The organism is Proteiniborus ethanoligenes, assembly GCF_900107485.1.
Classification (GTDB): Bacteria; Bacillota; Clostridia; order Tissierellales; family Proteiniboraceae; genus Proteiniborus; species Proteiniborus ethanoligenes.
The window spans coordinates 2,156-23,378 of sequence record NZ_FNQE01000038.1; the positions used below are offsets into that span (position 1 = coordinate 2,156).

Consider the following 21,223-nt stretch of genomic DNA (forward strand, 5'->3'; position numbering starts at 1 on the left):
ATCGTTAAACTATTGTTCTACAATCGTTAAACTATTGTTCTACTATCGTTAAACTATTGTTCTACTATCGTTAAATATTATGTTATTGAAATAGTAAAATTTATATGCTATAATGTACTAGTTGAAAACTGATTAATTTTAAATATACAGTTAACCAGAGTTTGAAAAGAGGTGAAATCAATGAAAGAAGGAATACATCCAAATTACAAAAAATCTACTGTAAACTGTGCATGTGGAAATACATTTGAAACAGGTTCAGTAAAAGAAACATTAAGAGTTGAGATTTGTTCAGAATGCCATCCATTCTTCACAGGACGTCAAAAATTTGTTGATAAAGGCGGCCGTGTTGATAAATTTAAGAAAAAATATGGTATTGAATAAAAACTACTTAAGTTTGTCTGACGGGTTAGTTGCCATTGGCTTCTAACCTTTGTTTTTATCTAACTCATTTATACTTTGGGGGTGCTTAGGTTGGCCAAGCTATATTTTAGGTATGGAGCTATGAACTGTGGTAAATCAACTAACCTTATGCAGGTAGCATATAACTATGAAGAAAGAGGCATGAAGGTTATCATAATCAAGCCTTTCATAGATACAAAGGGTGGCAACAAGACAGTATCTAGACTAGGAATAACTAGAGAAGTCGATCTCTTATTAGAAAAAGATAAAAATGTCTATGATGAAGTTCAGAAATGGAACAGAGAGAAGTGGAAGATTGATTGTATTCTAGTGGATGAAGCACAGTTTTGTGCAAAGCATCAGATTGACGAATTTTTTGAGATAGCAGTTAGAATGAATATACCCGTTATTTGCTATGGACTTAGAACAGATTTTCAAATGAGAGGCTTTGAAGGTAGCGAAAGGCTGCTACTAATAGCTCATAGTATAGAAGAGCTAAAGACTATTTGCTCTTGTGGTAGAAAAGCAATATTTAATGGTAGAAAGGTTAATGGGAAATTCGTGTTTGAAGGTGAGCAAGTAGCCATAGATAGAGAAAATAATATTGAATACGAATCACTTTGTGGAGAATGCTATTTTAGAGAAAAACAAAAATCCTAATGAGTAAGGTTTATATTGGGGCGACAGAGTGTCGTCCCTTATATTATGATAACATAAAAAAACCAGAGGAGATTACGAATAAATGATTTTAAAAAGAAAAAACGGAATTATTATATTTTTAATTTTAATATTGCTTATTTCTACCTTCGCACACTCAGAGGGACAAGAGGAAAGAACAAGTGTGACCATTTCACTGGCAGGAGACGTGTTGTTGGCAGATTCTGTGGGAAGGCAGATGGATATTCATGGGGTGGATTACCCATGGGAAAGTGTAAAGGACATATTTTTAGGCTCTGATTTATCATTAATAAATTTAGAATGTACAGTAGGCACTATTGGTGAGCCACAAGATAAGGAATATACATATAGAGCAAAGCCTGAAACATTAAAAGGCCTAGTAAATGCAGGAATTGATGGTGTATCTCTTGGAAATAATCATTCTCTTGACTATGGAAGAGAATGCTTTGTTCAGACATTAGACCATCTAGAGGAGCATAAGATTAAATATACTGGCGGTGGAAGAAATATAAAGGCATTAATGGAGCCAGCCATATGGGAAATAAATAATATTAAAATAGGCTTCATAGGCTTTTCAAGAGTTACACCCTCTGTAGATTGGTATGCAACAGAAAATAGAGCAGGTATCGTCAATGGATATGATAGCAATGCTAAAAACATGCTAGTGATAGTTGAAAAAGCTAAGGAGAAAGTGGATTTTTTAATAGTTTCACTCCATTGGGGTGTTCAGCTAGCTGATTATCCTAGAGAAATTGATGTAAATATAGCAAAAAAGCTAATAGATAGTGGCGCAGATTGTATAATGGGTCACCACCCTCATGTGCTTCAAGGCATTGAATTTTACAACAACAAGCCAATAGTATATAGCTTAGGTAATTTTGCATTTGCAACTAGAAAGGGTAGAACCTCTCAAACTATGGTTTTCAATATGGAAATAAATAAAGAAGGAATAATGAATACTAGTATTGTTCCAGCGGATATAATAGGAAGTAGGCCAATTATATCTGAAGGTGAAGAGAGAGAGGAAATCATAAATCTTATAAATACACTGTCTGCCCAATGGGGAACTGTAGTTTCGGAGGATGGAAATATTACAGGAAATATTGAATATGTAGATCCTATAAAGCCTGAGAGCAATGAAGAAAGGATCGAAAACCAGCCTGAAGAGCTAGAGGATGACACAGAGGTTTTTGAGGAAAACAGTGAAGTTTCATTTACAGATAAGTTTATTAGCTTAATATCTGATTATGGCTTGCAGATATTTATTGTTAGTGGGATATTGTCTTTACTATTATTAGCTGTTGTACTAATAAGTGTTTCAAAATAAAGAAAAAAATAATCACCCTGCTGCCATAGGGTGATTAAAGTAAACATTTAACATTTTATTTATAAAGAGCATTTCTCCACAAAGAACCCAAATAATTTTCTAAACTCCTCATGTTTAACTACCAATCCCTCTGGATGCCATTGTACTCCTAGGATTATTTGCCCATTTGAATAGACACCTTCCATGGCTTCTATTATTCCATCCTTTGAAAAGGCACTTGCTTTTAAACCTTCTCCTAAATCTTTCACAGCTTGATGATGAAATGAATTAATATTTATTTCCTTAGAATTAAATATATTAGCCAGTATAGTATTTTCTACAATCTCAATAGAGTGATAAAGTACATCTGATTGAATATTATTAGGATAATGTCCTAATGAATCTGGTATCTGGCTATTTATATCTTGAAATAGAGTTCCCTTTAAAGCCACATTTATTAGTTGCATACCTCTACAAATACCTAAAATAGGGAGCTTAGTTCCGAAGGCTTTATTAAATAGCTTTAGTTCAAACTCATCTCTCTTCGCATCTATTGAATGCACTTCTTTTATAGGATTTTCTCCATAATATAAAGGTGCAACATCTACTCCTCCAGTAAACAAAATTCCATTTACCAAATCAATATAGTCATCAATCCTTTCGTCACAATCAGTAACAGGAATAAGCACAGGAGTACCTCCTGCCATATGTACTGCTTTTATATAATTGTAGTTTACAGAATTGAACCTACTACCTCTTGAGTTTGTTTCATTAAATGTGGTAATGCCGATTATAGGTCTCATAAAATCGCCCCTTTATAAAAGTTAATATTAAAGTTTACTTATATTATATTATATATTGTATTTATTTGGTATTGATAAAATTTTCTAATCTTAATATATTGGGTCAAAGAGTGCTTATATAGATTAAACCTATTCTATTGGAGCGAATTATAGAAATAAATTATTGGTAAAAACTTATCAATAATAATAGAATTCTATTGGGACTAAAAAAACAAGCTATATGAGGAGGAATTTTAATGAAAACAAAAAAATCTATAAGTATTCTTTTAAGTTTATTGCTAGTTTTCTCTATAATATTGACAGGCTGCTCATCTAATACACCTCCAACAGCTCCAGCAGAAGGAGATTCAGTAAATACAGGTGAAGAAGCTAATACATTTAAAGCTCAAATAACATTTAATGGTTCATCTACTTTAGCACCAGTAATATCAGCTATAGCAACTGATTTTATAGAAGGATATACTACTTGGGATAAGGTAGATTCAAGTTTCCCAGAGAAAAATATTGCTATTTACGTATCTGCAGGTGGGTCAGGTGCAGGAGTAAAAGCAGTTTTAGAGGACACAAGTGATTTTGGTATGCTAGCTAGAGAAATCAAAGATGAAGAGCTAGAAAAAATAGGTGATGCAAAGGTATTTAAGCTAGGCATAGACGCATTGACAGTATCTGTAAATCCAGAAAACCCTATTTTACAGATAAAAGATGATTTAACGACAGAAGAAGTTAGAAAAATATTCTCAGGTGAATACAAATATTGGGACGAGGTTGAAAGCAGCCTTCCACATAGAGAGATAGTAGTAGTTATTAGGGATTTAAGCGGTGGAGCCCATGAAGTGTTCCAAAAAAATGTTATGGGTGATGCTCAAATCAGAGAAGATGCTATACAGTCACCATCAATGGGAGCATTAGTTACAAAAGTTATTGAAAATAAAGATGCTATAGGCTATGCATCCTTTGGTATGGTTAATCAAAATGCAGGAAAGCTAGTTCCATTAAAGGTTGACGGAGTTGAACCTACAGAAGAAAATATAGTAAATGGTTCATATAAAATATCTAGACCACTTATTGCAGTTAAAAGAGGAGAACTAACTCCTGAACAAAAAGCTTTTATGGATGCAGTTACATCTGAAGAAGGATTAGAGATTATTGAAAAAATGGGATTTGTTCCTGTAAGATAAGCAGAAACTGAATTCAGGGGTGCATTCATTCCCCTGAATTTTTTGATGAGGTGCATAAAATGTATAAATTCTTAGATAAAGCATTCAGCATCATAATAAAGCTATTAACATTATTCTCATTATTGTTATTGGCATTTATTATTATATTTATATTCAAGGAAAGCTTGGTGTTTTTCAAAGAAGTATCCGTACTTAAATTTCTAACCGGTAGGACATGGAATCCACTAATGTCTCCAGACAAGCTATCTATATTAAACATAATATTGGGAACACTTTATATTTCTCTTGTAGGGATTAGCATAGCACTGCCTATAGGAGTAGGTAGTGCTATGCTTTTATCTAGATATGCTAAAGGAAGAAAAAGAGCCATGATTAGAGGTATAATAGATATCTTAGCAGGGATACCCTCTGTGGTATATGGCTTTATAGGACTTTTAGTGTTAGTAAAATTATTCGAAAAAAAGCTTGATTTGCCAGCCGGAGAATCGGTTTTAGCTGGAGGTATTCTTCTTGGGATTATGGTGCTTCCTTATATTATATCCACATGTGACGAAACTATGGAAAAGGTATATGAGTATAATCTTACTTCTTCTCAGGCATTAGGTGTTTCTAATGATTATTTTCTTAGGAAGGTAGTACTTCCTAATAGTAAAAAAGGTATAATAGCTGCTACTGTATTGGCTCTAGGCAGGGCTATGGGAGAGACTATGGCGGTCATGATGGTTATAGGAAATGCACCTATAACACCAAAGCTTTTGGGAAAAGCTCAGACCATACCTTCCCTTATTGCCCTTGAAATGGGAATGGCAGAGGTAGGGAGCCTACATTATCACGCTCTTTTTGCCTCAGGATTTGTACTTATGGGTATGCTTCTTATAATTAATGTAATTATATTTTATGTAAAAAAAAGCATAGACATGTAATTTGGTGAGGATGATGTATATGAATGAAAAGCTCAAATCAACTTTATTTAAGCTTTGGATGATATTCAGTGGAATTATTGTATTTTCTTCAATAGTATTTATATTTGTATATATAATAAAAAATGGTATAAGGGAAATAAACCTAGAATTTATATTTAGCAATCCTAAGGGCATACCCTTAGGAACTGAGGGAGGCATATTCCCAGCTATTGTAGGGAGCCTGCTTCTTATGTTAATTGCATGTATTTTTGCAACAGTACTAGCCCTTTCAACTGCAGTATATGTAGTGCTTTATTGCGAATCTAAAAGGATAGAAAGCATAGTTCATATTATAGTTCAATGTATGGCAGGAGTTCCCTCCATAGTTTTAGGTCTTTTTGGCTACACTCTTTTAGTAGCTAATCTTAAACTAGGAAGATCTCTTTTATCAGGGGGTATAACCTTGGGGGTTATGATATTTCCATTTATAGAGGTACGAGCTGAGAAAATATTAAGAGAGGTTAGCGCTTCTATAATAAATTCATCCTACGCCTTAGGAGTATCCAAGGCTTATACCTTTTTTAAGCTAGTACTACCTATATGTAAGGGTGATATAATCTCAGCAGTAACACTTGCTGGAGGCTTTGCCATGGGAGCCGCCGCCCCCATAATATTAACTGGAGCAGTGATATTTGCTCCTATACCCAAATCACTATCTTCTCCAGTAATGGCATTACCCTTTCATCTATATATACTTACAGGTGAAGGCATATCACTAGAAAAGGCATATGCAACTGCATTGGTGTTGATAATGCTTTTATTTATAATAAATATATTGGCATTAGCTCTGACCTTTAGAAGAAAGGAGCCTAGTTAAATGGACATTATTGAATTAGATTCATTAAATGCATATTATGGGGATAAAAAAATATTAAATAATATAAATATGAAGATTAAAAAGAATAAGATAACTGCAATTATAGGACCATCTGGCTGTGGAAAATCAACTTTATTATCAGTATTAAATAGAATGTTAGAGGAGAACGGTGGAAGCACTAGAGGAAACATTGCATTTAAAGGGAAAGATATCTCTTCCTATGACAAAGAAGAGATCAGAAAGAAAATAGGAATAGTCTTTCAAAAACCTACCCCATTTCCCATGTCAATATATAAAAACCTTACCTATGCTCCTATATATTATGGTACAAGAGACAAGAAGAAATTAGAAGAAATAGTTCAAGATAAATTAAAGGTATCTGGACTTTTTGAAGAAGTAAAGCAGGACTTAGGCATGTCTGCGTTGAAATTATCTGGTGGACAGCAGCAGAGGCTATGTATAGCCAGAGCCCTTACGGTAGACCCAGAAGTGCTTTTATTAGATGAGCCATGCTCAGCACTAGATATAAAAAATACTGCTCATATTGAAGAAATGCTATTAAGACTTTCTCAAGAATATACTATAATAATAGTAACCCACAATTTATCACAGGCTAAGAGGATATCAGATTATACAGCCTTCATACTAGATGGAGAGCTTATAGAATATGACGAAACAGAAAAAATATTCAACAACCCAGAGGATAATAGGACAAAGGAATATATCGAAGGAATATATGGGTAATTTGAAAATAAAATTATTAAAGATAATACTATTATTATGGAGGATTTTATGCTAACTTATAACATACCGGGCTTAGGGAAAATAGAAATCGAAAATGTAGTGTTTGATTATAATGGAACCATAGCAGTAGACGGTAAGCTTATAGATGGAGCTAGGGAGCTTATATTGAAGCTAAAGGAATATGCAAACATTTATATACTTACTGCAGATACCTATGGAACAGTGGAAAAGGAGTGTATAGGCTTAGGAGTAAAAGTAAAGACCTTCCCAAAAGACATGGCCAGTCTCTCAAAAAAAGAAATAGTAGAAAAACTAGGCTCAGAAAAGACTATTTGTGTAGGCAATGGCTTCAATGATATTGAAATGTTTAAGATATGTAAAATATCCATAGCTATAATAGAAGGCGAAGGCTGTAGCGGAAAGCTCCTTTCTCACTCAGACATTGTATCTAAGTCCATAAAAGATGCTATAGGTATTATTTTAAGTGAAAATAGAATGAAGGCAACACTTAGAAATTAGATGGCATATGTATTACTTCTAAGTTAATACATATTTGAAAATAGAAATGTTTCCATCAACATATAAATATTTTATTTTAACACTAACAAATCCCTCAAATCAATGTTATAATATTATTTACATATATGTATTGTCGGAAAAGAGGGAAAAGAATATATATTGTTAAAGGTGGTGGATTTATGGATAGAGAAACAATTAAATTATTAAGTGACTTGTTAGATGAGAAACTAGAACCTATTAAGGCAAGACTAGATGAACATTCAGCAATACTTAATGAGCACTCAGCAATACTTAAAGAGCATTCATCAATACTTAAAGAGCATTCATCTATACTTAATGAGCACTCAGCAGTACTTAAAGAGCATTCAGAAATACTTAATAAGCATTCAGCAATACTTAATAAGCATTCAGCAATACTTAATGAACATTCATCAATACTTAATGAGCATTCATCAATACTTAATGAACACTCAGAAATACTTAAAGTGCATAGTATTAAGCTAGACGAACATACTCAAATCCTTAGAGCTCTAGAGCATTCAGCACAGGCAAATAAGGCTGAACAAGACAAAATGACTAATGACATTGCACGTATACAGGGAGACATAGAGAGCATTAAAAAAGGGCTTGCTGGAGTTGAATTAATAACAGCTAATAACTGGTCGGATATAGTGAAAATTAAATCATTAATACAATAAGTTTAAATATTATGCTCAGGTCAGGGGGAATATATTAATTACCTCTGACTTTTTTGCTTTAGCCACTGTATAAGCGGCTTGTACGGAATCAACAGATTTCGACAATCTGCTTATGTATTCAATATTATCATTCTGTGTTATAATATCATCTATAAACTATAGTTTAGGAGTGGTTTTTTTGCCAAAAATAAAAGATATTAAAAGAACACCAAAGCACTGTACTACTATTGGTGGGCAGGCATTGATAGAAGGCGTAATGATGAAAGGCCCTAAGGATATAGCCATTGCTGTAAGAAAGCCTGATAATGAAATAGAGCTTAAAAAAGAAGCATTAAACACATTATCTACAAAATACAAATTTTTCAGACTCCCTTTTGTTAGAGGAGTAGTAGGACTTGTTGAAGCATTAGTTATAGGAGTTCAATCCCTGATGTATTCTGCTGAGTTTTATGAAGAGGATGTGGAAGTTCAACCAGGGAAAATAGATGCATTCTTTGAAAAGATATTTAAGGATAAAGCCGAAAGTATAGCTATGTATATTTCCGTATTTATATCTATGCTAATAGCAGTAGGAGTATTTATGCTTGCACCTACATTCATTACTAACCTTGCAAAAAAAAGCATAGAATCAACACTTCTTCTAAATCTAATCGAAGGACTTATAAGATTGTCAATGTTTTTAATCTACGTTGTAGCCATATCAAAAATGAAGGATATTCAAAGAGTATTCCAGTACCATGGAGCAGAGCATAAGACTATTCATTGCTATGAGCATGAGGAAGAGCTTACTGTTGAAAATGTGAGAAAGTATCCTATTCTCCATCCAAGATGTGGTACTAGTTTTCTTTTTATGGTAATGATAATAAGTATTTTAGTATTTTCCTTCTTTGGTTGGCCAAACCCACTAATGAGATTTGTCCTTAGAATAGTTATGCTTCCAGTTATCGCTGGAATATCCTACGAAATAAATCGAATTATTGGAAGAAGTGGTAGCAGTCTAGCATATATACTATCCTATCCAGGGCTGTTTATCCAAAAGATAGCTACTACAAGAGAACCAGATGATTCGCAGATAGAAGTAGCCATAGAAGCTTTAAAGGGAGTTTTGGTAAACGACAAGGAGGCAGATCGTTGGTAGACTCTTATACAATTGGTGATTTAATAAAGAAAGGTGTAGAGATTTTGGAAGCAGGTGAATATAACAATCCTCTTCTAGAATCTCAGCTTTTACTATGTCATGTGCATAATGTAGATAAAATCTATACTTATACACATAAGGATAGGCTAGTAGACAGTCAATCTGTGGATAAGTTTTTAAAATTAATCAATAAAAGAAAAAGTGGATACCCAATTCAATATATATTAGGAAAGCAAGAGTTTATGGGATTAGATTTTCATGTAAGAGAAGGAGTTCTAATTCCAAGACCGGATACAGAAATATTAGTTGAGTATATAATAGACCTTGTAAAAGGAGAGTATTTTAATGAAAAAGAGAGTATAAAAATAATAGATATAGGTACAGGAAGTGGAGCGATTACATTGAGCCTTGCACACTATCTAGAAAACGCTCATGTATATTCTATAGATATAAGCCCTACAGCCCTTGAAGTGGCTAGAGAAAATGCTAAAAGATTAGGCTTAGAATCAAGAGTGACTTTTATTGAAGGAGATGTATTAAGTCCCTTAGAAGGTCTGAATCTATACAATTCTATAGATATTATAGTTTCTAATCCACCCTATATACCCACAAAGGACATTCAAGAACTGCAAAGAGAAGTAGCAGAGCATGAGCCTAAAATGGCACTGGATGGTGGAGAGGATGGACTAGACTTTTATAGAAGAATAGTTCGTGAAGGCGTAAAATATCTTACAGATGGTGGGGTGCTAGCCTTTGAAATAGGTTATGATCAAGGTAAGGCTGTAAAAGAATTGATGCTTAGGGACAGAGGGACAGGAACCATGTCCCACCACAATCCATTTAAAGATATAAAAATAATAAAAGACTTAGCTGGTCATGATAGGGTAGTGATAGGAAGAGTTGGGAGAGGCGATGGAGAATTGTAACAGTAGTTGAACAGTAGTTGAACAGTAGTTGAACAGTAGTTGAACAGTAGTTGAACAATAGTTAAACAGTAGTTGAACAGTAGTTGAACAATAGTTAAACAATCGTTAAACAATCGTTAAAAAATATTGGCTTTAAGCATAAGGATATGATATAATAATAAATTGGATAATTCCGTAATGAGGTGAGAAGGTTGTTAGATAAATTAAAATTTATAGAGGCTAGATATGAAGAGCTTAGTACAAAGATAAGTGATCCAGAGATTATAAACAATATATCTGAGTGGCAAAAGTATGTAAAAGAGCATGCTGAAATTGAGCCTGTAGTGCTAAAATATAAGGAATACAATGAAGCTACTAATCAATTAGAAGAATCTAAGGAAATGCTTAAGGAAAAGCTAGATGATGATTTTAAAGAGCTTGTAAAGATGGAAGTTGATGAGTTAACTGCTAAATGTGATGAATTAACTGAGGAATTGAAAAAGCTTCTTATTCCAAAGGACCCCAATGACGATAGAAACGTTATAGTAGAAATTCGTGCAGGAGCTGGAGGGGACGAAGCAGGTATATTCGCAGGAGATTTATTTAGAATGTATACCATGTATGCAGAAAAACAACGTTGGAAGGTAGAGATGATGAACTCCAATGACCAAGGAGTAGGTGGCTTTAAAGAAGTTATATTTATGATAAATGGTAAAGGAGCATACTCAAAGCTTAAATACGAAAGTGGAGTTCATAGAGTTCAAAGAGTTCCTGCCACAGAGTCAAGTGGAAGAATTCATACTTCAACTGCTACTGTTGCAGTATTGCCAGAGGTAGATGATATAGATATTGATATCAATCCGGCAGATGTGCGTGTTGACGTATATCGTTCTTCAGGTAATGGGGGGCAAAGTGTTAATACTACAGACTCAGCAGTTAGACTTACTTATATACCTACAGGTATGGTAGTAGCATGTCAGGATGAAAAGTCTCAGTTAAAAAACAAAGAAAAAGCATTTAGAATATTGAAGGCTAGGCTTTATGACCAGATGATGGAAGAGCAAAACGCTGAGATTGCAGAGGCTAGAAGAAGCCAGGTTGGTACAGGAGATAGAAGTGCTAAAATCAGAACATATAATTTCCCACAAGGAAGAATAACAGATCACAGGATAAATCTAACTGTTTATAAGCTAGATGCATTTTTAGATGGGGATATTAATGAAATGATTGAAGCTCTAATAACAAGTGATCAAGCAGAGAAGCTTAAACACGTAGATTAAAATAGTCGGGATACTCCCGACTATTTTTGTACGTGAGGCTAAGACGGACTATAGTTTAATAGATATGATAAGTCCAATGATAAATCCTAAAGCAATACCTATGGCAGATGCTCTACCCTTATGTAATGCCTTTGCACTTGGTATCATTTCTCCACAGGTTATATAGAGCATAGTACCTCCTGCAAAGGCTAAGCACAAGGCTATGAAAAAATCAGATAAACCACCTAAGATAGCTCCTATAAAAGCTCCTATGCCTGTGGGTATACCAGCTAGAAAAGTGAAAAACACTATCTTAAAAGCAGAGGTACCACTTAATCTTAGAGGCATAGCCATGGCCAAGCCCTCAGGGAAATTGTGTAATGCAATGACTAAAGCCATAGTGATACCCATTTTAGAGGTTAACATGTATCCTGAACCTATAGCTAAGCCTTCAGGAAGATTATGAATACCTATGGCAACGCCAAGAAGCAATCCAGTTTTTAAAAAACTTGTTTTAGAATTATAAGGTGGTTTTGAATTATTGACAACAGGGAAAAAGCCTTCTACTAAAACTACAGTTAAAACTCCAAGGCATATTCCAAGTATTTCAGTAGCTAATCCACTTATGTTATATGATTCTGGTAACAGGTCAAAGGTTACAATGCTTAACATAATACCGCTAGTAATACCTAATAATACACCAATAAATCTTGAACTGGGCTTTACAATAAATAATGCAGCTAATCCACCTAGTCCCGTGCCGATAATGCCTACTGCTGTACCTAAAATAGTTATAAATAATATCAATGATAACACTCCTTGATTTCCATAATATTGTGTTGAATTATTTATAAAGCTAATATAATATATATTTTAAGAAAGAGGATAATAGAATTGTAAGGAGTTTATTTCTAAAAGCAAAAGACTAATAAAGAAGGGAAAAACAATGGAAGCAAAAGATACTAAAATAATTAAAATAAACCCACATAATCCAGAAATAGAAAAGATTAAAGAAGCCGCAGAAATAATAAAAAATGGTGGAACTGTTGCATTCCCCACAGAAACTGTCTATGGATTAGGAGCAAATGCATTAGCTGACAAAGCCATAGAAAAGATATTTCTTGCTAAGGGTAGACCTCAGGACAATCCCCTAATTATACATATAAGCAGTATAGACCAGCTTAATAATCTTGTGGAGAGTATTCCAGATAGAGCATATCCACTGATGGACAGGTTTTGGCCAGGTCCATTGACCCTAATATTTAATAGAACAAAAATAGTTCCTGATAGAATAACAGGTGGCTTGTCAACCGTTGCTATAAGAATGCCCAGTCATAACATAGCCCTTGAACTAATAAAATATTCAGAGCTGCCCATAGCAGCTCCAAGTGCCAATACTTCGGGAAAGCCAAGCCCTACAAATTCTTCTCATGTTATACATGATTTGCTTGGAAAAGTAGATATGATAATAGATGGAGGCAGTACAGGTATCGGATTAGAATCTACTGTTTTAGATATTTCTGGAGAGATACCAACCATACTTAGACCAGGTGGGGTAACTATAGAAGACCTTCTGACTATTTTGCCAAAGGTAGAGTATGATAAAGCCTTAGAGATTACAGACAGAGAGATTGTTCCAAAATCTCCAGGACAAAAATACAAGCATTATTCTCCTGATGCAAGGCTGATTATAGTAAAGGGAGAAGTAGATGAAATCATTCAAAAGACTAATAATCTCTATAGTAAATACGAAAGTAAAGGAATGAAGGTGGGAATAATAGCCACTAAGCAGACCTATGATAAGTATAGAGGGAAAAATATAATAATAGCAGGAGATAGAAACATGCCTGAAACCATAGGTGCTAGTCTATTTAACATTTTAAGAGAATTTGATGAGCTAAAGGTGGACATTATAATAGCAGAAGGAGTAGAAGAAAAGGGCATAGGTAAAGCTATTATGAATAGAATGAGAAAAGCCGCAGATGGAAAGGTAGTATGATCAAGAATTTTAATAACAGTAGTGGAACGATAGAGGAACGATAGTTTAACAATAGGGGAACGGTAGTTTAACAATAGTTTAACGATAGTTTAACTACTGTTTAACTACTGTTCAACTACTGTTAAACTACTGTTCAACTACTGTTTAACTACTGTTTAACTACTGTTCAACTACTGCTAAACTACTGTTAAACTACTGTTCAACTACTGTTCAATCAACAACTAAGAACTAATCCACAAAGGAGGGGAAGGGTTGAAAACTATTTTATTTGTATGCACAGGTAATACTTGTAGAAGTAGTATGGCTGAGGGTATATTTAGGGATATGATCAAAAAGAGAAATCTTGAAAATGTAATTAAAGTAGAATCGGCAGGAGTTTATGCAGCCACTGGACAACCAGCATCGCCTCAGGCTATTGACGCAATGAAAAACAAAGCCATTGATATAAGTAGTCATAAAGCGAGACAGCTTACAAAGGAAATGCTGCAAAATGCTGATTTAATCCTTACAATGACTAAAAGCCATAAAAGAAGTATTTTAGGAATGGATGAAAGCTTAAAGCAAAAAACATACACCTTAACTGAGTATGCATATAAAGATCTAGAAAACCATGCTGATATTTTAGATCCGTATGGACTACCTGTTGAGGAATATGAAAAAAGCTTAATAGATATAGAAAAAGCATTAAAAAACGTAATAGACAAACTATATAAAAAAATCAAGGAGGAACTATAATGAAGATAGGTTTAGGCTGTGACCATGCAGGATATGAACTAATGATATATATTAAAGAATACTTAGATGAAAAGGGTATAGAGTATATAGACTTTGGAACTAATTCATCAGAGTCAGTAGACTATCCAGAGTTTGGTGAAAAGGTTGCCCAAGCAGTAAAAAATGGTGAATGTGATAAGGGAATAGTATGTTGTGGAACAGGAATAGGTATATCTATATCTGCTAACAAGGTGCCAGGCGTAAGATGTGCATTATGTGGAGATTGCTACTCTGCTAGGATGTCCATAGAGCACAATAATGCAAATGTGCTTGCAATAGGTGCTAGGGTTACAGGTAAGGATTTAGCACTTGAAATTTTAGACACTTGGCTTAAAGCAGAATTTCAAGGTGGAAAACATGAAAGAAGAGTAAATAAAATTAAAGACATAGAAAGCAAATATGTGATATAATACTTCCTGGAAATTATTAAATGAGAGGAGAGATATGAATGAGTAAAGTTATAGTTATGGACCACCCGTTGATAAAACACAAATTAACATTCATCAGAGACAAAAACACTGGCCCCAAGGAGTTTAGGGAATTGGTAAAGGAAGTGGCTACGCTTATGGCCTATGAGGTTACTAGGGAACTTCCACTTGAGGAAATAGAAATAGAGACTCCTCTCGTAAAGACTAAGTCACAGGTAATAGCTGGTAAAAAGCTAGGCTTAGTACCTATTTTAAGGGCAGGACTTGGAATGGTAGAAGGAATGCTAGATCTTCTTCCAGCTGCAAAGGTAGGACACATAGGACTATATAGGGATCCTGAAACTCTCCAGCCTGTAGAATACTTCTGCAAATTACCATATGATGCAGTTGAAAGAGAGCTTATACTACTGGACCCAATGCTAGCAACAGGAGGCTCAGCAAAGGCAGCTATTGACTTTCTTAAGAAAAGAGGAATAGAACATATCAAGCTGGTATGCTTAATAGCAGCCCCAGAAGGCATAAAGGTAATAAATGATGCTCATCCAGATGTGGATATATATGTAGGAGAAGTAGATGAAAAACTAAACGACCATGCATATATTGTTCCAGGACTTGGAGATGCAGGAGACAGATTGTTCGGTACAAAATAAAGATGGGGGAACCCATCTTTGTTTTTTTGAGTCTAAATAAACGATAGAGGAACGATAGTTTAACAATAGGGGAACGATAGTTTAACAATAGGGGAACGGTAGTTTAACAATAGGGGAACGATAGTTTAACAATAGGGGAACGATAGTTTAACAATAGGGGAACGATAGTTTAACAATAGGGGAACGGTAGTTTAACAATAGTTTAACGATAGTTTAACTACTGTTTAACTACTGTTCAACTACTGTTCAACTACTGTTTAACTACTGTTCAACTACTGTTCAACTACTGTTCAACTACTGTTTAACTACTGTTCAACTACTGTTCAACTACTGTTTAACTACTGTTCAACTACTGTTTAACTACTGTTCAACTACTGTTCAACTACTGTTCAACCAACAACTAAAAAAAGGGGGCAAAACACATGAGACCATCATGGGATGAATATTTTATAGAGATAGTAAATGTAGTAAAGAAAAGATCAACCTGCATCAGAAGACAGGTGGGAGCACTTATTGTAAAGGATAAAAGAATATTGACCACAGGATATAATGGAGCACCTACAGGCCTTAAACATTGTGAAGAAATAGGCTGCTTGAGAGAGAAGCTAGGAGTTCCATCAGGTCAAAGACATGAGCTGTGCAGAGCACTTCATGCCGAGCAAAACGCTATTGTTCAAGCTGCAAATTCTGGAGTGAGCATAGAAGGAGGCACAATATATGTAACAGATCAGCCCTGTGTACTTTGTGCAAAAATGATAATAAATGCAGGACTAAAGAGAGTAGTATTTTGTGGAGATTATCCTGACCAGCTGTCTATGGATATGCTTACGGAAGCAGGAATTCAATTAGAAAAATTCGAGGCTAAACTGTAATATACTTGTAACAAAAGGACAAAACCTTGAAATTAGAGGAACTAGAGAGAATGCAATGCATTTAAGCATAATCTGTTTAGATTGACTATGGTATTTATATGGAGTACAATCAAAGTTAGAGGATATGCTTATTTGTAAGAATATTTTATTAGCTTTGGAAACAGAAGAAGGAGTGTTCATATGTCCAATTACTATATAATTTTTCTTGTACCTATAATATTGTCCTATCTTTTTACGCCGTTAGCAAAGGTAGTGGCAAAAAAAATAGGAGCAATTGATGTGCCAAAGGATGATCGAAGAGTACACAATGTACCTATTCCAAGACTTGGTGGATTAGCTATTTATTTAGCTTCATTAATATCTATGATAATCTTCCTTCCTTTAGATAAAGGAATAGTTTCTATAATTATAGGTGGAACTGTAATAGTTATAACAGGAATAATAGATGATGTGAAACCAATGCCTGCAAAAGTAAAATTTTTTTGCCAAATACTATCTGCATCAATACTTATAATGGGAGATATAAAAATAGAGTTCTTTGGCAATCCATTTGTTAGAGGCAGTGTAATTGACTTAGGTGTACTTTCCATTCCAGTAACGATTTTCTGGGTAGTTGGGATAACTAACACTTTAAATCTTATAGATGGTTTAGATGGACTATCAGCAGGAGTAGGAGCCATAGCAGCAGTGTCATTATTTTTTGTAGCAGCAAGCGTTGAATATATAGACAATACAATAGTTATGATACTTTGTGCTATTATCGCAGGATCTGCATTCGGATTTCTTCCCCATAACTTTAATCCTGCCAAGATATTTATGGGAGATACAGGAGCCTTATTTTTAGGCTATATGCTTTCCGTAGTAGCCATGGAGGGTGTCATGAAAAGTGTAGCAACTATCACTATAGTAGTCCCAATATTAGCATTAGGCCTTCCTATATTTGACACAGCCTTTGCCATATTCAGAAGACTAATAAATAAAAGACCTATAAGTGAAGCGGATAAGGGACATGTACACCATAGACTTTTAGATAAAGGGCTTAGCCAAAGACAGGTAGTTTTGATACTTTACCTAGTAAGTGCTGTATTTGGTACTGCGGCAGTGCTGCTAGCAGGATTGAAGCCTGGCTACGGAGTAATAGTCATGGGTATAGTATTTACAGTAATATTTTTAGGGGCTGCTAGATTTGGAATCCTTGGCGTTATAGATATAAAGAAAAATAATAGAGAAAAAAGAGGATAGGGGCTAGATACTTATGGAGAAAATAAAAGTTTTAGTTGTTTTTGGGACAAGGCCTGAAGCAGTTAAAATGGCACCCATAGTTAAGCAGCTTAAGGGAAATAAGGAAATTGATTGCAGAGTATGTGTAACGGCACAGCATAGACAAATGCTGGACCAGGTTCTAGATATATTTAAAATAACACCAGACTATGATTTAAATATTTTTAAGCATGGACAAAGTCTTACAGAAATAACTTCTAGATCTATAGAAGGACTTGAAGAGGTTATTAAGGAATATAAGCCTGATGTACTACTTGTTCAGGGTGATACCACTACAGTTTTTGCAGGAGCACTTGCTGGATTTTACCATAAGGTAAAAATAGGACATGTTGAGGCTGGACTAAGAAGTCATGACATGTATTCTCCTTATCCAGAGGAAGCCAACAGAAAGCTAACAGGAGTTATCACGGATTTTCATTTTGCACCTACAGAGGATAGTAGACGAAATCTTTTAAATGAAGGCTACCCAGATGAGAAAATATTTATAACTGGTAACACAGCCATAGATGCACTTTTACAAGTAGTGTCTGAGGATTATGTCTTTGAAAATGAGCTATTAAATAGCTTAGATTATGAAAACAAAAAGATAATTCTAATGACTGCCCATAGACGTGAAAACATTGGAAAGCCTATGGAGGATATTTTTAATGCAATAAATGATGTAGTTAATAAGAACTCCGATGTTGAAGTGATTTTCCCTATACATTTAAATCCTAAGGTAAGGGAAATAGGGAATAGAATATTTGGTGGTAACCAAAGAATACATTTAATGGAGCCTTTAGATTATGAAGCAATGGCAAATATGCAGGCTAAATCCTATCTTATAGTTACTGACTCAGGAGGCCTGCAGGAAGAAGCCCCTACTTTAGGAAAGCCTGTTCTAGTAGTTAGAAGAGAAACAGAAAGACCAGAGGGAATAAAAGCAGGAACAGCAAAGCTTATCGGAGTAGAATATGAAAATGTATACAATGAAATAGATTTGCTATTGAATAATAAAGAAGAATACCATAGTATGGCCAATGCCGTAAACCCATATGGAGACGGCCATGCAGCAGAGCGAATAGTAGATATTATAGTAAAGAGCTTTAAACAAGAATTAAAAATCAACAATTAAGAATTAATTAAAGAGAGATTCTTCGCTGCGTTCAGAATGACATTCTTGTCATCCTGAGGCAGAGCCGAAGGAACTCTTTTATTTTTTATTGTACAGGCTAACATAAATAGGATAGAATATTATATAATATCAAAAGTAAAAAAAAGGGTGAGATAATGGAACCTAAAGATGTTTTTGCAGATATTAAAGACGAATTAGATAAATTGCTGCATATTATTATGGAATCAACTTTTAGTGGTCTTATAATAACTGACATAAAAGGTATTATTGTATATTCAAATAGTAGCTGCGAAAAAATACTAGGTATCAAAAGAGAAGAAATAGAGAATAAAAAATTTTCACAAGTAATAGGGGACAAAGGAATAAATAAAGAAGTATTTAAATTAAAATTCACAGTTGAAAGAAGCGTAATATTCAAGGGAAGAGATATAACTATTAGGATAACTCCCTTCTTTAAGGACAATAAGCATATATTTAACATAATAACAATGAAAAACATCTTTTCTGAGGTTGATCAGCAATATGAGTTAACTAAGCTTGAACAATGTTTAGACATAATGAAGGATATATTAGACAATGAATACCAAGGTATGGTTTTATTAGACGCAGAAGGTAGGATAGTTAAGTTTAATTATGAAAAGCTATTAGGTATTAAGGAAGAGGATGTATTAGGGAAGCATGTAGATGAAGTAATAGACAATACAAGGCTTCATATAGTTGTGAAAACAGGAAAAAAAGAAATGAATGATATTCAACGTATACAGGGAAAGGACATGATAGCAAACCGTATACCTATAATGAAGGAAGGGAAGGTAATAGGAGCTATAGGTAGTGTTATCTTCAACGACATAAGAGAGTTAAAGCCTCTGATTCAGAGAATGGAGACCTATGAAAAAACCTTTGATAAATACAAGGGCGAAATTAAAATGATGCATGAAGCTAGATATTCTTTTGACCATATAATATCTCAAAATAAAAGGATGGAGCATCTAAAGGAAGTGTCAAATAGGGCTGCAGAAAGCAATTCTACAGTATTGATTCAAGGAGAAAGCGGTACTGGAAAAGAATATTTTGCTCATGGTATTCACAAAGCCAGTCATAGAAGATATGGAGCTTTTGTCCGTATAAACTGTGCAGCCATACCAAAGGAGCTTTTGGAAGCAGAGCTTTTTGGTTATGAAGAAGGAGCATTTACAGGAGCAAGAAAAGAAGGTAAGCTAGGAAAGCTAGAAATTGCCAATGGTGGAACTGTATTGCTTGATGAGATAGGTACTATGCCTCTTGAAATGCAGGCAAAGCTATTGAGAGTATTAGAGGAAAGAGAATTTGAAAGAATCGGAGGAACAGAAAGAATAGCTCTAGATATACGAGTAATAGCTTCCACAAATGAAGAATTAGAAGAAGCTATTTCAAAGGGGAAGTTTAGACAAGATTTATACTATAGATTAAATGTAATTAGACTTAATATACCACCTTTAAGAGAAAGATTAGATGATATACCACTTTTAGCAAAGCATATGATTCAGGATTTGAGTAGTAGATTAGATATAGAGCCTAAAGAAATAGCACCTGAAACTATGGAGATTTTACAAAACTATAGCTGGCCTGGAAATGTAAGAGAGCTTAGAAATGTAATAGAATCAGCACTGAATCTAGTAAAAGGAAATATAATTTTTCCCGAGTATTTACCTGAGCATATGATAATTAAAGGAAAGAGTGCAGAAGAAAAGAAAGAAAATAATTTGATATTAAAGGATATAGTAGCTCAGGCTGAACTAAAGGCTATCAGAGAAGCGTTGATAGAAGCTAAAGGAAATAGAACAGAAGCAGCAAAACTTTTAGGTATTCATAGAACAGCACTATATAAAAAGCTAGATGCATATGGTTTAAATATTAGTATGCTTTAAGGATGTAGCTATTTTTCTACAGGAAAACATTTTCGTAGAAAAATAGCTACATATTTTTTTCTGGTCTATAAGCTTGCATTATAGACCTTTAATGAGAAGAAATGGGAGAATAGTATTTGTAATATTCTGAATATGTAGAATAAATTCTACATCATCCCAGTTTTGAGCTTAAATTTATCTGGGTATATATTTTTTATAAACTACTATAACTTAGTAAACAAGCTATTTATAAACTAAAATTATTTTTATTATAAGATTGGCACAAAAGTTGCTTTATATAGAAGTATAAAAAAATAAGGAGGTATATATTATGAGAGAAGTAGTAATAGTAGGAGCAGCAAGAACACCCATAGGTAGCTACGGAGGAAGCTTAGCTTCATTATCAGCAATAGATTTAGGAGTAATAGCAGCAAAAGAAGCAATAAAAAGAGCAGGCATAAAACCAGAAGACATAGATGAAGTAATCCTAGGCAACGTACTATCAGCAGGCATAGGTCAAAACCCAGCAAGACAAGTAGCACTAGGAGCAGGCTTACCAGACACAACACCAGCAACAACAATAAACAAAGTATGCGGCTCAGGACTAAGATCAGTAAGCATGGCAGCACAATTCATCATGCTAGGAGATGCAGACATCATACTAGCAGGAGGAACAGAAAGCATGAGTAACGCCCCATACCTATTACCATCAGCAAGATGGGGACAAAGAATGGGAGACGGGAAAATAGTAGACTACATGGTACATGACGGACTAACAGACATATTCAACAACTACCATATGGGAATCACAGC

The 21,223-nt window shown here is 34.4% G+C and carries 23 protein-coding genes; 21 read left to right on the plus strand and 2 right to left on the minus strand.

The window, feature by feature from the left end; genetic code table 11:
* Positions 1-180 precede the first annotated feature (180 nt).
* The 3 genes from rpmE (at position 181) to BLV37_RS13255 (ending at position 2,404) form a co-directional block, all read left to right on the plus strand.
* Complete coding sequence (gene rpmE, locus BLV37_RS13245) at positions 181-381, plus strand: 50S ribosomal protein L31 (protein WP_091732472.1); 201 nt, start codon at positions 181-183, stop codon at positions 379-381.
* 90 nt (positions 382-471) lie between these two features.
* Positions 472-1,059 (plus strand): thymidine kinase, encoded by a 588-nt coding sequence (locus BLV37_RS13250; RefSeq protein WP_091732474.1) that lies wholly within the window; start codon positions 472-474, stop codon positions 1,057-1,059.
* A gap of 82 nt (positions 1,060-1,141) precedes the next feature.
* The gene (locus BLV37_RS13255; protein WP_091732478.1) at positions 1,142-2,404 is read left to right on the plus strand and encodes a CapA family protein; all 1,263 of its coding nucleotides are present in this window, start codon (positions 1,142-1,144) and stop codon (positions 2,402-2,404) included.
* Positions 2,405-2,463: 59 nt separating this feature from the next.
* On the opposite strand, the gene BLV37_RS13260 is transcribed toward BLV37_RS13255, so the two are convergent.
* Positions 2,464-3,186: a gamma-glutamyl-gamma-aminobutyrate hydrolase family protein gene (locus BLV37_RS13260; RefSeq protein ID WP_091732481.1), complete on the minus strand. Its 723-nt coding sequence runs from the start codon at positions 3,184-3,186 to the stop codon at positions 2,464-2,466.
* 236 nt (positions 3,187-3,422) lie between these two features.
* Here BLV37_RS13260 and BLV37_RS13265 point away from each other — a divergent pair, with 236 nt between their 5' ends.
* The 9 genes from BLV37_RS13265 (at position 3,423) to prfA (ending at position 11,427) form a co-directional block, all read left to right on the plus strand.
* Positions 3,423-4,364, plus strand: a complete 942-nt coding sequence (locus BLV37_RS13265) for a phosphate ABC transporter substrate-binding protein (protein ID WP_091732484.1) — start codon at positions 3,423-3,425, stop codon at positions 4,362-4,364.
* Positions 4,365-4,423: 59 nt separating this feature from the next.
* Positions 4,424-5,287 (plus strand): phosphate ABC transporter permease subunit PstC, encoded by an 864-nt coding sequence (gene pstC / locus BLV37_RS13270; protein WP_091732487.1) that lies wholly within the window; start codon positions 4,424-4,426, stop codon positions 5,285-5,287.
* A gap of 19 nt (positions 5,288-5,306) precedes the next feature.
* Entirely contained in the window at positions 5,307-6,143 is an 837-nt protein-coding gene (locus tag BLV37_RS13275) for a PstA family ABC transporter permease (RefSeq protein ID WP_091732490.1), read from the plus strand.
* Entirely contained in the window at positions 6,144-6,887 is a 744-nt protein-coding gene (locus tag BLV37_RS13280; RefSeq protein ID WP_091732493.1) for a phosphate ABC transporter ATP-binding protein, read from the plus strand.
* A gap of 48 nt (positions 6,888-6,935) precedes the next feature.
* The gene (locus BLV37_RS13285) at positions 6,936-7,406 is read left to right on the plus strand and encodes an HAD family hydrolase (RefSeq protein ID WP_091732495.1); all 471 of its coding nucleotides are present in this window, start codon (positions 6,936-6,938) and stop codon (positions 7,404-7,406) included.
* A gap of 179 nt (positions 7,407-7,585) precedes the next feature.
* Positions 7,586-8,104, plus strand: a complete 519-nt coding sequence (locus BLV37_RS15350) for a kinetochore Spc7 family protein (RefSeq protein WP_244270546.1) — start codon at positions 7,586-7,588, stop codon at positions 8,102-8,104.
* Positions 8,105-8,360: 256 nt separating this feature from the next.
* Complete coding sequence (locus BLV37_RS13295) at positions 8,361-9,242, plus strand: DUF1385 domain-containing protein (RefSeq protein ID WP_280140150.1); 882 nt, start codon at positions 8,361-8,363, stop codon at positions 9,240-9,242.
* On the plus strand, positions 9,236-10,168 hold the full coding sequence (gene prmC / locus BLV37_RS13300; RefSeq protein ID WP_091732501.1) for a peptide chain release factor N(5)-glutamine methyltransferase: 933 nt from the start codon (positions 9,236-9,238) through the stop codon (positions 10,166-10,168). Before BLV37_RS13295 ends, prmC begins: the two co-directional genes overlap by 7 nt.
* A 191-nt stretch (positions 10,169-10,359) precedes the next feature.
* The gene (prfA, locus tag BLV37_RS13305; protein WP_091732504.1) at positions 10,360-11,427 is read left to right on the plus strand and encodes a peptide chain release factor 1; all 1,068 of its coding nucleotides are present in this window, start codon (positions 10,360-10,362) and stop codon (positions 11,425-11,427) included.
* A 48-nt stretch (positions 11,428-11,475) separates the two neighbouring features.
* Here prfA and BLV37_RS13310 read toward each other — a convergent pair whose 3' ends face one another.
* On the minus strand, positions 11,476-12,213 hold the full coding sequence (locus tag BLV37_RS13310) for a ZIP family metal transporter (RefSeq protein WP_091732507.1): 738 nt from the start codon (positions 12,211-12,213) through the stop codon (positions 11,476-11,478).
* Between the two features lie 139 nt (positions 12,214-12,352).
* Here BLV37_RS13310 and BLV37_RS13315 point away from each other — a divergent pair, with 139 nt between their 5' ends.
* The 9 genes from BLV37_RS13315 to BLV37_RS13355 all read left to right on the plus strand — a co-directional run.
* Positions 12,353-13,405 (plus strand): L-threonylcarbamoyladenylate synthase, encoded by a 1,053-nt coding sequence (locus tag BLV37_RS13315; RefSeq protein WP_091732509.1) that lies wholly within the window; start codon positions 12,353-12,355, stop codon positions 13,403-13,405.
* A 252-nt stretch (positions 13,406-13,657) separates the two neighbouring features.
* Positions 13,658-14,140: a low molecular weight protein arginine phosphatase gene (locus BLV37_RS13320; RefSeq protein ID WP_244270548.1), complete on the plus strand. Its 483-nt coding sequence runs from the start codon at positions 13,658-13,660 to the stop codon at positions 14,138-14,140.
* Positions 14,140-14,589 (plus strand): ribose 5-phosphate isomerase B, encoded by a 450-nt coding sequence (rpiB, locus tag BLV37_RS13325; RefSeq protein ID WP_091732514.1) that lies wholly within the window; start codon positions 14,140-14,142, stop codon positions 14,587-14,589. Before BLV37_RS13320 ends, rpiB begins: the two co-directional genes overlap by 1 nt.
* 38 nt (positions 14,590-14,627) lie before the next feature.
* On the plus strand, positions 14,628-15,257 hold the full coding sequence (gene upp, locus BLV37_RS13330; protein WP_091732516.1) for a uracil phosphoribosyltransferase: 630 nt from the start codon (positions 14,628-14,630) through the stop codon (positions 15,255-15,257).
* A gap of 422 nt (positions 15,258-15,679) precedes the next feature.
* On the plus strand, positions 15,680-16,129 hold the full coding sequence (locus BLV37_RS13335; protein WP_091732519.1) for a deoxycytidylate deaminase: 450 nt from the start codon (positions 15,680-15,682) through the stop codon (positions 16,127-16,129).
* A gap of 180 nt (positions 16,130-16,309) precedes the next feature.
* Positions 16,310-17,371 carry an MraY family glycosyltransferase gene (locus BLV37_RS13340; RefSeq protein ID WP_091732521.1) on the plus strand — a complete coding sequence of 354 codons (1,062 nt, stop codon included), beginning with the start codon at positions 16,310-16,312 and terminating at the stop codon, positions 17,369-17,371.
* A 13-nt stretch (positions 17,372-17,384) separates the two neighbouring features.
* Positions 17,385-18,524, plus strand: a complete 1,140-nt coding sequence (wecB, locus tag BLV37_RS13345; protein ID WP_176967985.1) for a non-hydrolyzing UDP-N-acetylglucosamine 2-epimerase — start codon at positions 17,385-17,387, stop codon at positions 18,522-18,524.
* Between the two features lie 155 nt (positions 18,525-18,679).
* The gene (locus tag BLV37_RS13350) at positions 18,680-20,431 is read left to right on the plus strand and encodes a sigma 54-interacting transcriptional regulator (RefSeq protein ID WP_091732524.1); all 1,752 of its coding nucleotides are present in this window, start codon (positions 18,680-18,682) and stop codon (positions 20,429-20,431) included.
* 310 nt (positions 20,432-20,741) lie between these two features.
* The coding region (locus BLV37_RS13355) for a thiolase family protein (RefSeq protein WP_280140111.1) at positions 20,742-21,223 on the plus strand (482 nt) is incomplete at its 3' end.

Excerpts from the sequence above, each read along its gene's own strand:
- rpmE (WP_091732472.1), top strand. The coding sequence starts at position 181 with ATGAAAGAAGGAATACATCCAAATTACAAAAAATCTACTGTAAACTGT.
- BLV37_RS13255 (WP_091732478.1), top strand. The coding sequence starts at position 1,142 with ATGATTTTAAAAAGAAAAAACGGAATTATTATATTTTTAATTTTAATA.
- BLV37_RS13260 (WP_091732481.1), bottom strand. The coding sequence starts at position 3,186 with ATGAGACCTATAATCGGCATTACCACATTTAATGAAACAAACTCAAGA.
- BLV37_RS13265 (WP_091732484.1), top strand. The coding sequence starts at position 3,423 with ATGAAAACAAAAAAATCTATAAGTATTCTTTTAAGTTTATTGCTAGTT.
- pstC (WP_091732487.1), top strand. The coding sequence starts at position 4,424 with ATGTATAAATTCTTAGATAAAGCATTCAGCATCATAATAAAGCTATTA.
- BLV37_RS13275 (WP_091732490.1), top strand. The coding sequence starts at position 5,307 with ATGAATGAAAAGCTCAAATCAACTTTATTTAAGCTTTGGATGATATTC.
- BLV37_RS13280 (WP_091732493.1), top strand. The coding sequence starts at position 6,144 with ATGGACATTATTGAATTAGATTCATTAAATGCATATTATGGGGATAAA.
- BLV37_RS13285 (WP_091732495.1), top strand. The coding sequence starts at position 6,936 with ATGCTAACTTATAACATACCGGGCTTAGGGAAAATAGAAATCGAAAAT.
- BLV37_RS15350 (WP_244270546.1), top strand. The coding sequence starts at position 7,586 with ATGGATAGAGAAACAATTAAATTATTAAGTGACTTGTTAGATGAGAAA.
- BLV37_RS13295 (WP_280140150.1), top strand. The coding sequence starts at position 8,361 with ATGATGAAAGGCCCTAAGGATATAGCCATTGCTGTAAGAAAGCCTGAT.
- BLV37_RS13315 (WP_091732509.1), top strand. The coding sequence starts at position 12,353 with ATGGAAGCAAAAGATACTAAAATAATTAAAATAAACCCACATAATCCA.
- rpiB (WP_091732514.1), top strand. The coding sequence starts at position 14,140 with ATGAAGATAGGTTTAGGCTGTGACCATGCAGGATATGAACTAATGATA.
- upp (WP_091732516.1), top strand. The coding sequence starts at position 14,628 with ATGAGTAAAGTTATAGTTATGGACCACCCGTTGATAAAACACAAATTA.
- BLV37_RS13335 (WP_091732519.1), top strand. The coding sequence starts at position 15,680 with ATGAGACCATCATGGGATGAATATTTTATAGAGATAGTAAATGTAGTA.
- BLV37_RS13340 (WP_091732521.1), top strand. The coding sequence starts at position 16,310 with ATGTCCAATTACTATATAATTTTTCTTGTACCTATAATATTGTCCTAT.
- wecB (WP_176967985.1), top strand. The coding sequence starts at position 17,385 with ATGGAGAAAATAAAAGTTTTAGTTGTTTTTGGGACAAGGCCTGAAGCA.
- BLV37_RS13350 (WP_091732524.1), top strand. The coding sequence starts at position 18,680 with ATGGAACCTAAAGATGTTTTTGCAGATATTAAAGACGAATTAGATAAA.